Annotated in this window: 8 protein-coding genes; 2 read left to right on the top strand and 6 right to left on the bottom strand. The window is 45.9% G+C overall.

Features of this window, described 5'->3' with window-relative positions:
- Positions 1-210: 210 nt before the first annotated feature.
- Positions 211-3,327, bottom strand: coding sequence for a type ISP restriction/modification enzyme (locus Q8M98_00950; protein ID MDP3113317.1), 3,117 nt, complete (start codon positions 3,325-3,327; stop codon positions 211-213).
- 949 nt (positions 3,328-4,276) lie between these two features.
- Here Q8M98_00950 and Q8M98_00955 point away from each other — a divergent pair.
- Complete coding sequence (locus Q8M98_00955) at positions 4,277-4,678, top strand: hypothetical protein (GenBank protein MDP3113318.1); 402 nt, start codon at positions 4,277-4,279, stop codon at positions 4,676-4,678.
- A gap of 55 nt (positions 4,679-4,733) precedes the next feature.
- On the opposite strand, the gene Q8M98_00960 is transcribed toward Q8M98_00955, so the two are convergent.
- From Q8M98_00960 to Q8M98_00980, 5 genes are read right to left on the bottom strand one after another with little or no spacing between them, the layout of a single operon-like run.
- Positions 4,734-5,387, bottom strand: a complete 654-nt coding sequence (locus Q8M98_00960; GenBank protein ID MDP3113319.1) for a hypothetical protein — start codon at positions 5,385-5,387, stop codon at positions 4,734-4,736.
- Between the two features lie 30 nt (positions 5,388-5,417).
- Positions 5,418-5,870, bottom strand: coding sequence for a hypothetical protein (locus Q8M98_00965; protein ID MDP3113320.1), 453 nt, complete (start codon positions 5,868-5,870; stop codon positions 5,418-5,420).
- Positions 5,858-7,345 carry a hypothetical protein gene (locus tag Q8M98_00970; GenBank protein MDP3113321.1) on the bottom strand — a complete coding sequence of 496 codons (1,488 nt, stop codon included), beginning with the start codon at positions 7,343-7,345 and terminating at the stop codon, positions 5,858-5,860. The genes Q8M98_00965 and Q8M98_00970 overlap by 13 nt, the downstream gene beginning before the upstream one ends.
- The gene (locus Q8M98_00975; protein MDP3113322.1) at positions 7,346-8,188 is read right to left on the bottom strand and encodes a hypothetical protein; all 843 of its coding nucleotides are present in this window, start codon (positions 8,186-8,188) and stop codon (positions 7,346-7,348) included.
- On the bottom strand, positions 8,161-10,173 hold the full coding sequence (locus Q8M98_00980; protein ID MDP3113323.1) for a hypothetical protein: 2,013 nt from the start codon (positions 10,171-10,173) through the stop codon (positions 8,161-8,163). The genes Q8M98_00975 and Q8M98_00980 overlap by 28 nt, the downstream gene beginning before the upstream one ends.
- A 65-nt stretch (positions 10,174-10,238) precedes the next feature.
- Here Q8M98_00980 and Q8M98_00985 point away from each other — a divergent pair, with 65 nt between their 5' ends.
- The gene (locus Q8M98_00985) at positions 10,239-10,607 is read left to right on the top strand and encodes a hypothetical protein (GenBank protein MDP3113324.1); all 369 of its coding nucleotides are present in this window, start codon (positions 10,239-10,241) and stop codon (positions 10,605-10,607) included.
- Positions 10,608-10,655: the final 48 nt, after the last annotated feature.

The raw sequence follows: 10,655 nt of genomic DNA on the forward strand, positions 1-10,655 counted from the left end.
TGGAGGCATACTCCTTTCCCACCTTTTCATTGGAAGTTAGAACTACGACTGAAGTAATAAGCTAATTTCCTTTTCGTACTTTCGGATTACCACAACAATAAGTTTCTGATTGCTATACTGTTATAGCAAGCAACATTTAGGGTAATCGCGGTGATCATATACAGTGCGAAAAGTCTCATAACCGTTTTTAGAGTTACTGCACTCATAAGCTTAAGCTCCTAACAAATCCTTTTCCACTTCATCATATATCTCGTCTATTTGTGCTTGTATCTCGATAGTTTTGCTGAGGGCTGTCACAATCCGGCAATAGTAAATGGGATCATCCATGATTCTGCCTTTGCGGTCTTTGAGGTATTTGTGTAGCACTTGATAGCCCCCGATATGATAATTCCACACTTCGGGACTGATGCCTTCAAAGTATTTATTTTGATTGATATAGATGCGTCCTTGAGCCTCATTATAAACTACCTGTTCCACTCTGTCATTATCGCCGTTGCCCTGATATTTCGCAATGGGTGTGTCCAGTTCGCTGCTCTGCATCAGGTGCAAATCTGCAATCGCCTTGCCATACTCCGCCAACTGCTTGAAAAGCTGTATGTCTTTGGTAAAAGGTATGCGGGGGAAGTCTATCCTAAGATACTCTGCATAACGGTCACGATAGATGTTGCTGTAAAGGATGCCGTAGATGTAATAAAAGATGGTTTCTGCTGATATGTGCAGCTTAGTGAAGTGTGCCAGCAGTTTCGGTTCGATGTTTACCTGAATATCTTGTGTGGCAAAGATATCCTCTGAGTGGGTGTCCGGATGTAGATACAATGGCAACAATACACCACCACCCCGATAATAGACATTGTTATCAATTATCTTCGAAGAGATAAAAGCCAAGTTCCATAAATAATCAGAACCCACTACTTGTCCCTGTCTACCCAGTATTAATCCCAAATTACCTTCCCTAAAATGCTGCATGACCTCATTTCTCGGTCTGCTGAGAAACCCCCTGATCTTGCCAGTATAGTAAGTATATCTGATATCGAAAGGTCTGTAGAGAATGGGGTTAATGTAATCAGGATTCAATCCTGAGTCTTTTAAGTCTTTCTGTGCCAAGTCTATTGTCCAATCGCTTGAGTCTTTATCCAAATCATAAGCTATCCGAGCAGACTCAGTATCGAGTTTTGTAAACTGATTGACAGTGTTCAGCATAATTTGTCTATCAAATTGAATTGTCAGATTATCCCTCGCTGTCTTGATCCCTGCGCTATTAAGAGGAAAGATATCGGTCACTTTCTCCCAGTTTAGATATTGAGTATTATCATCAGTTAAAGGTTTGAAGAGATAAAAAGGCAGTTTGGGATTGATTAACGTATATTCAAAGCTATCAATGCTATTTTCATTCAGAAAGTCGTATTTGGTAGACCTAAGCCCATACAAATCTCCATGATAGACTCGCTTTTCTACCGTGCCGTCTTTTATCATGATCAGGATGGCAACACCTGTTCTGATATCAAACACATTCTCGTCTTTACTGCCATCAGGAGCGGTCTCTTTCTTGGTGCTATTGCCATGCAAATCCAAGACATAGATCTGGTCAAAGGTATGCATCAGACTTTGTCTCATGCCCTTAAACGTAGCATTATCAATATAGCTGTGGTTAGTCACCATACCTACGATGCCTTTGCCGGCTTTGTGTATCTTCCATTGTGCAAATCGGATAAACTTCACATAGTCATCCTGAAGCATTTTAGGATTCGCTTCTCCCAAAGGCATTCCATCCACTTTGTAATAACTGTTGGCACCATCCAAATCCTGTTTGAGCAGTTGTTCTGTCCATTCATTGGTATTTTCACTATTAACGCTGTAGGGTGGATTACCCAGAATCACCAGCACTGGCTCATCCTGTTTGACTTTATTGGCAAGCAGGCATTCTTCTGTAATCTCGTGGGTAAATGGAGTCTCGATCTGGGCTGGCAAATCCTTTTCCAGTGTATTCGACAGGTAAAGTTTGAACCTCTCATCCTCTGCCATTTGGTAGCCGAGTTCATCCAGCAGATAGCTGATTTTCAGATGCCCCACGGTGTAGGGTGCCATCATCAGTTCCAAGGCATAGAAATGCGGGAGGATGTGCTGCTTGATCATTTGTTTGATACTGCCAGAGCCGTACTTGGTTGTATATTCCTGCACTGCCAGTTTGATAGCTTCTGCCGGAAAGGTAAGCGTACCGGCAGCCGGGTCAAGTAAAGTGACTGCACTGTCTGCCAATCCGTCTTTGAGTTGGAAATGAGATTTGAGGATACTGTGGATGGATTTGACGATGTAGCGCACCACTGGTTCAGGAGTATAATATACGCCCCGCTTTTCCCTGAGGGTAGGGTCGTATTCAGAGAGGAATGTCTCATAGAAGTGAATGATGGGGTCACTGCCCTTGCCTTCTTTATAATAGGCATGCAGAATCTTTTTGATGTCCGTTACAAAGAGGATTTCGGCAATGTCATCTATCAGGACTTCCAGCGCTTTGGGCGGTTCGTCATAAGAGATGAACTTAAAGATGCTTTTCAGCACACCGAGTGTGTTTGGGATGTATTTATAGATCAGTTCGCGGTTGAACTCGCCTTCGGACTTGGTGCGGGCTGCAAAGATGCCGTAGGTGAGTGTTTGGGCATATAAATCAGCAAACTGCTCATGGGTCAGTTTATTGATCAGCAGTCGCTTGAAAGAATCATAGAAGCCCAACAGCACCTTTTTGCCCTGTCTCTCTTCCTCTGCTAGTTCAATGGCGATTATCTCATCCCGCAGGAAGCGGGTGCGCTTGGCAAGTTCTTTGGCAAGAGACTTGGGGTTATCTATGGCGGGCAGTGAAAAGGCAAAGTAACGTTCTAAAAGGTAGCTAAACTGCTCTGCTTGCTCCAGCGGAGGAGTCTTGTGCAGAGCTATGGCATTGGATGCCCTGCCTATCATAGCAGAACATATCCATAGACCACGCTGATATAGCCTGAACTCATAGAAATTGGTCAGAATAAGATTGGGAAAGACTTTCAGATAACGTTTCAACTGTTCTGACGTTTCGATCTGATCAAGATGGAATACACTTGGAGCTTTGGCTTCAATATACCCGGTTATATGGTTTTTACCATCCCACACCCGGAAGTCGGGATTACCGGCTTCGGTTGCTTTGGGCAGAATAGTGATGTCCGGCTTTTTCTTATCCGTTATCTCAGCATATTGCAGGAGAAGAGTCTTGATGTGCTCATAAAAGCTCTCTTCCCGGGCATCACCCTGGTTCAGAGTGACTTGCAGATTGGCAAGGTACTGCTTGAATATTGCTTCAGCCATAGTATCTATTCCTTTTAGAGATAGTCACATGCATAATATTGGTTATCTTGATTTCTCTGTTTATAACATATATTTATCTACCCATCTCAGGTCAAGATAAATGATTGTTCGATGTGCAGTTTTAGTGGGTAAGGTCACTCGGTATCTGTTAGATAACCCTCCACTGTTGACAAGTTCAAATTTATAAGAAATTATCTTTTTTAACATTATCATTTTGTTGGTCAAGGACTTTCAATTTTTAAATAAAACCACAATGTAGAGAATTGAGAGTTGAGAATTACGATAAATTGAGAATTGGAAAGATCGCTGTCGGAAAGATCACCTTGCGCATTTTTGCCCAAATTTACCCCAAATTTTTGTGTGGATTTTTTCGCTTCCGCAACATCGGCATGCTGCGCTACTACTTGACAGCGTTAATCAAGCCTTAATCAAGCGTTAATCAAGCGTTAGTTTTATTACGCTTGATTAACGCTTGATTAACGCTGTGAAAAGAGCAAGGACGGCAAATTCCACTTTGATCTTTTCGATGATCTTGCTACAACGTATCAAGCATAATTTCAAATAGTGTCACCGTTTTTTCAAATCGGGGCTTCCTGAGGGAGTGAGTATCACCGTTTTTTCAAATGGAGTATCACGCTTTTTTCAAATGGTTTGTTTCATCGTTTTTTCAAACGGTTTCGGTAATCAATACCAGACAGATAAGTTAGATGCTGCTTTGTGCAAATCTGATTAAATGACCGATTTTGGGGCAGAGTTTCACCGTTTTTTCAAATGGATTTCTCTAACCTATTGAGCATGATCGCCATAGCTGTTTTGATCCTCCTATCTGGTATCTTAGAGTATTATGCGATATCTTATTATATTGTGCAGAAAGGACTTGACCACGGTTGCCACTGGTTCTATGTAGAACCCATAAATCAACAGTCGGGTAACCGAGAAGGAGATCAAGATGACCAAGCAAAACAAGCATCGCAAAGAGCAGGCAACGCTGGAGCAGATGGTAAAATCAGGCAGCCAGATCGTATTGATGAGAGATGATGGTTCGGAGCAGCCAGTTGAAGCCCTGGCAAAGAAGAATGGGGTATTGAAGTTAGGATCAACCATGAGAGTGATTGAGATGGATAAGACTGGGTTGGATAATGCTGAAAGCGTTCCGGTTGAAGATGATCCATACGTGGGTGAGTTTCACTACAAGAGCTGGTGGAATCAGTTCCGGGGACCCTGGCTACAGTCGGAGAAGATGTCTGTGGAAGAGATCAAGATCAAAGCCGACGATGCCTGGGAATGCGGAGACTACAAGGAGATGATCAACCTGATGGCTGAGCTTATCTGCAGGCTCGAAAAGAAGTAAGCGAGAGCTAATCTTTCACACTTAACCCGGCGATGCCGGGTTTCTCTCTTGGGCATCATTTAGCGAGGGCAAGGAGCTTATAGAAAGGATCAGTGGCAGTATAGACCTGGCTGATCCCGATCATGATTGTGACCAGGTTCCCTTCAATCTTGGCATCGGCTATGTACAGGAAGGCATCGCACTGGTTGGTTAGGATGATATGCGGAAGTTCCTGATACTCTTTATCCAGCACATGGGTGATCACCTTATCATCGCTCAGCTTTGCCGGGCTAGCTTGGCTGTTATCTCCCAATCCTTTATCCTGATCCTGGGTTTCGTATTGTAGTTTTGAGAGTGAGAGTAGACCATTCTGAAGGTGTTCTGTGCCAATAGCCTCATTGGCGATCTTACTTCCCGTTACCACTCCATCCGATATATGGTTTCCGTAGATACAATCATTCTGCAGCCCCCTGGCATCGAGCTTACCGATGGTGCAGGTCTTGCCACCGAAGGCTCCATTGGGATTGCCACGGTTGTCCCAGATCTCATAGAAACCGCAATCGGCTTCAGTTTCGATCAGGCACTCATAGTAGCCTGAGTTCTCCGTTTCAATGAGCGGCTTCCCACTCTGCCAGTCGGCTCCGGGTCTGAGTAAGCGGACATCCACTCCCGACTGAGGCTTCCTTGCCCCCTCTTCCATTATATAGTAGCTGATTCCGTATTTGAACATTTATGCTCCTCTGTATTTATGGCTTTATGGCTAACTGGATGTGATATTATCGCCATCGTCTTCTATGATGATTATTCCAAAGTCGATATAACCGGGTGATCCAATGTATCTGGATTCAAGTGAGAACTTGACCTTCTCGGTGTACTCATGCAGATCATCCGGGCACTTGGGGAACTGGGATACAGTGACCGGGAACTGGCTTCTCACTTCATTGTAGGCTGTGTATTCCAGATAAAGACGACCTGAAGCGGTAATGAAGTTCATCAAGGTGTAGTACTCATCAGGATTGAGGGTTGCCTGCAGATCGAAGCTATCCTCCCGGTACTCGTCTCTCTGATGCAGGATGGTAGGATCAAAGGCATTCTTCTTCTCAATGCGGTATTTACGCCGGGGTGAGTATTCCAACTGACCAGTAGTACAATTGAAGTAAAATACTCCATTAGAGGTCTGCCGGATAAGTCTCCAGCCCCTTATAATAGCCATGCTTTCACCTTGTACTCATCATTTATGTAATCTCGCTCCAGTTCGGTAATGGCATAGACCTTGGTCTTGATGCGTATCTTTGACTGGAGTGTGAGGTTGTATTTGGATAACTGGTCGATAGTGGTTTCTACGCTCCACTTGGAGTCATAGAAGTCGATCAGGTAGTCTTTGATCAATCCTTGTAGTTGAGTGGTATCACCTGCCAGGACATCAATGGTCTTGATATCTGGCTTCTCCTGATTACCCCGTTTGACCACGAAAGACACGACATCTTCATCTGCGATGTCAATTACATTCGTGGCATAGGCATCCTTGTTCTTGAGGATGATCTGTCCAGATGCATTGGTAAAGATTGTGGCATTATAGAGCATTAACATTGCTTGCAGGGCTTTGAGGTTATCCGTCTGCTCTTCCTGAGCAGTCTCGTAAGCATCTCCGGGTTGCAGTTTGGATGGCATCAGATTACCATGAAAGTGAGCTTCATTCCAGTGGTTCACATACTGACTGCTACCATAGCTTTTACCATCGATTAAGCCGGTACTGCTGAGTCCGGTGAAGAGAGTATTACTGGTGATCCCGTTATCGGTAAAGAAGCCGAGAAACTCGTTATAGGCATTATCCAGTGACTGCAGGTCTTCCACCCAGTCGGTCTTCTCATCATACTCGGATACTACCGGGCAGATGGCATTATAGAAGCGGAATACCCTTCCTCTGAAGCGTCCCTGATATCGGGTGGCAGCAGGATTGGGATAGGTAGCCTGGATGACCTTCTTATAGGCAAAGACGAAGGTGATCTTATTTCCGGTTACATCAACTAAGTAACCCCAATAGGGTCCCGGCCATCCACTATTATGATAGCTGTAAGTCCAGCCTCCGGGAGGATTAGGAAAGGCAATCAGATCATCAAAGTCGATATGGGCTATGGTAAAGGAGTTGCCCATAGTGATGTTCAGAGTGGGAGTGGTGAACTGGTTAGTGTAAGGAATGGAGATCGGGATCGCCTGTTCAATGTCCTGCAGGAAGTAACCGAGAATCCAGATGGGTAGATATCCTGCGGTCAGACTGTAATAGTGAGTGAGATCGGAATAGACGGATAGGAGCTTGATCTTATCATAGCAGGTGAACTTCAGGATGCCTGAGCTTACATCAAAGGACAGTTGAGAAGTATCGATGATGCCCGTAAAGAACAGCACATTATCCCGATAGACCTTCACTTCAAAATGGGAGATGTAACGCTCGTACTCATTGGTTCCGGAGAGGATGTTCTCCTGTATCCAGACAGTGGGGAAACACTCGAAGGTGAGTCGTTTGGGTTCCCTGCTATAGTTGGAGACCGCTTGCAGCTTATCGGCTGAGACGTTCAGAGTGATGATAGCTCTATTGGTGGCAGTATCGACCAGGCTGTGCTTGAGCTGATTGTAGTCTGAGGCATCTGTCTTGCCTTGTATGAAGTCAATCTTGAAGAGGTTTGGCATCTATACCTCACTCCTGATCAGCTTACCAGTATCGGCTATCTCAGATACTCTAACCGGGTCATTAGACAGCGGATCGACCTTGATCTCGATGTTGGGTTTGTTATCCGAGATGCTCTGCCGGAGAGTGCTGAACTCTTCCCGCACCACAGAGACGATGGTGTCCATGATGCTATCCATACTGCCTCTGCCTGAAACAGAGCCACCTGTGCCATAATATGAGCCCAAGTTGGCAGGCATGGGTACCGAGGGGATCGGCAGTCCGGCAAAGGCAAGCTTCACCTTATCAATGGGTGCGAAGTTGAGGAAGTCAAACAGGTTCCTGCCCAGTGCTTTGACTCTGTCTTTGGCAGTGATATACTCGTCACCTTCGGCTTCAATTAGGATGCCACCTTCACTATGGGTCTTGCCGACTAAGAGACCGCCTGTAGCTGCCTTGGGTGGTTCGGTGGATTGGATCACAGCTATATTGGCAAGCCCGGCACCTATTGCTGCGGCTGCGGCGGTGACTGCCAGTCCGGGTCCAACTACGGGAATACCCACCATAGACTTATAGGCAGCAGTGGCAGATGCATAGGTGTCAATCATCGCCTGTCCGATTGCCAGAGTCTTCCAGAGGGCAAAGCCTTTCTTGCCGAAGATCTCACTGGCTTTAGCAATGTCTCGCATGATCTGCTGAGCCCCTTGCAGGTTGCGCATCTCATAGTCATTTCTGATCCGGGACTTGGCAGCTTCACTCTGAGCCGTAATCTGCTGCTCTGTAAAGCCAGCAGCCAGGAGCTTCTCTCTGCGCTTGGCATAATACTGGTCTATGGCTCTCAGTTCCGCATCCCAGGTTCTGTCCAAGAGTTCCAGGCTACGCTGAGTGAGAAGTCAAACCGGGTATCCTGCAAGTCCTGCTGTTGCCGTCTCTCCTCTTCCAGTGCTTTGCGTCTGACTTCAGTTTCGGCTTCGATCTGAGCAGTTCTGGCTTCCGCAGCATCAGTCTCCACCTTGACAGACTCATCTGCATAGTGATCTCTAATGGACTGCAATAGCTCCTCCGAAGCACCCAAGCTCTGTGCTCTGGCAAGCTCTGCATCTCGCTGGATTTCGAGTTCCTTCTGTTTCCGAAGGACTGCATCATCTATAGCCAGAACATCATACTTCTGCTGCATCTGCCTGAGCTGCTCCAGTTGCCTTTGCCGCTCATCGTATTCAGAAGTATCAGGAGTATTACTACTACCGGAGCCTGTATTAGAGTTGGGAGTAAAGGTCAGGTCCGGAGCATCGAGCATTGCTTGTCTATAGGCGGTACCTATCTGCTGCAGATCGTTCTTAGCGGCTTGCAGTTGTCCGGTCAAGGCTCCGAACTGGTTTAAGCGTCTTTCCAGCTTAAGCCACTCACCATCATTACCAAAGTAGGAGGCTGGATTAAAGCCCATAGCATTGCGGTCACTGGTTAGGAAGTCCCAGTCCACTGAGTTCATCAACTGCTGTCTGCGGGCTCGTACCTGGTCAACCTCAGCTCTTTGGGAGTCGATCTCGATCTGCAGTTCTGCTACCTTCCTAATCTGAGCATTGTACTTCTCACCATAGACTTCAGCTATCTGTTTCTGCACCAAGGCATCGGAAGCGTTACGCAAGGCAGTTGCCAGGTTATTGTAAGAGGAAGTCTCGAGGTCGATATTGCCAAGGTACTCAGAGTAGTTCTCATTAAGTGATCTGATGATGTTCTTCATCTCTGTCTTATCCGCAGTGGCAAGGGTTGTTACAGAGCGTAACTCAAGCAAACGTGATGCCAATAGACTGAACTTTTCAGCTTCTACTGAGACTTGTTTCTGAGCATCTTTGATCTCGTCGTTCATGGAACGCTGTGCTACAGTAACCGTATCAGTCTTGACCGAGGCTGCTGCCAGTCCCAATCCAAGTGCAGACAGAGCACCCACCGCAATACCGATGATCCCTGCTACCGGGTTGATGGCTACCTGCAGAGCATGATAGGCAGCAGTTAAAGCAGTGATGGTAGTGGTAATAGTACCGATCAAAGGAATCGCTACTACTATCCCTGCAACGAAGCCCTGCATGACCGGAGATAAGCTTTGATAGGCATCCATCAGCCACCGCAGTCCCTGAAGTAAGGGATTGATCAGGACAGTCAGCATATCGCCCACGGTCTCCTGGATATCTCCCCAGGCATTGGCATTCTGCAATCGCAGATCAGCCAGAGCGATAGCAGTACCACCATAGTCCTCACCGAGCTTCTCAACCAGATAGGATACGCCTTCAGTCTTGAGCCGGGTATCATCAAGCTCTATGCCATAGCGACCGAGCATCTCCGTATGACCATTCAGAGCCCGACCCATGAGATCAAAGGCAGACTCCACACTCATCCCGGTCGCCTTATTGGCTTCAGTAAAGTCCACCAGCAATGGCACAAGCTGTTGTATCTCATCCTTGTTCAGTTTGAAAGTCTGGGAGAGCTTGGACATCAAAGCCAGCAACTGATCATCCTCGAAGTTGGTCAAAGACTGCATGGCAGAGGCGAACTCTCCCATCTCAGCAGCAGCTTCTCCGAAGGATATCTTAGCCAGAGTCATAGCCTGCCGCTGACCCAGTGATGCATCAAGAAGTCCATTCATAGAACGCACCAGACCACCGACTACCTGGATTACTCCATCGACAGCGATCTTCACATCACGAATAGTAGCCAGAGCTTGTTCTGCCGATATCTTAACCGCAGCAGGCTTCTCCACAACAGACTGGGCAGACTGAGCCTCCTGCTTGACTTCTGCAAGCTTCACATTGGCATCGTCAGTGACGAGGATGAGTTTAAATGTTAGGTCTGGCATATTGTTATTGACAAGATGATACAACTAAGTAAATTAGATGATTATCAGTTAAGGATGTGTTACTTATGAAAAAGAAAGCCCCAGTACTACAAAGAGCTCCTAAAGAAATGCTTGATGCTATGAAAGAGGATATCGATCTTTCGTATAGACGAAAAAACGGATATGTCATGATGCTTGATGTTCTCGGTTTTCGAGAGTTTGTAACAAAAAGGCATGATATCGATTTCTTTGATATCTGGAAATCTATCAAGGTCAGCATTAACAAGAAGAAAGATGAAATCCAAAATAGGTTTGATGGCCGTGTCAATATAGACTTTCTATGTTTGTCAGACACACTCATAGAGACTGTTCAAAAACCATCACCATTCTACGCTGCTTTACCAGAGCACTTGGAGAATAAGTGGTCTAAGTGCTTCCATTTCACATTTTCTTGACAGATTTGGGAGATGTTCAGATTGGCAATCAGCGATTGCTCATGCATG

This window comes from Candidatus Cloacimonadaceae bacterium (genome assembly GCA_030693415.1).
Lineage (GTDB): Bacteria > Cloacimonadota > Cloacimonadia > Cloacimonadales > Cloacimonadaceae > JAUYAR01.

What these genes read in the sequence shown, in the direction of transcription:
- Q8M98_00950 (MDP3113317.1), bottom strand. Translation starts at nt 3,327, where the DNA reads ATGGCTGAAGCAATATTCAAGCAGTACCTTGCCAATCTGCAAGTCACT.
- Q8M98_00955 (MDP3113318.1), top strand. Translation starts at nt 4,277, where the DNA reads ATGACCAAGCAAAACAAGCATCGCAAAGAGCAGGCAACGCTGGAGCAG.
- Q8M98_00960 (MDP3113319.1), bottom strand. Translation starts at nt 5,387, where the DNA reads ATGTTCAAATACGGAATCAGCTACTATATAATGGAAGAGGGGGCAAGG.
- Q8M98_00965 (MDP3113320.1), bottom strand. Translation starts at nt 5,870, where the DNA reads ATGGCTATTATAAGGGGCTGGAGACTTATCCGGCAGACCTCTAATGGA.
- Q8M98_00970 (MDP3113321.1), bottom strand. Translation starts at nt 7,345, where the DNA reads ATGCCAAACCTCTTCAAGATTGACTTCATACAAGGCAAGACAGATGCC.
- Q8M98_00980 (MDP3113323.1), bottom strand. Translation starts at nt 10,173, where the DNA reads ATGCCAGACCTAACATTTAAACTCATCCTCGTCACTGACGATGCCAAT.
- Q8M98_00985 (MDP3113324.1), top strand. Translation starts at nt 10,239, where the DNA reads ATGAAAAAGAAAGCCCCAGTACTACAAAGAGCTCCTAAAGAAATGCTT.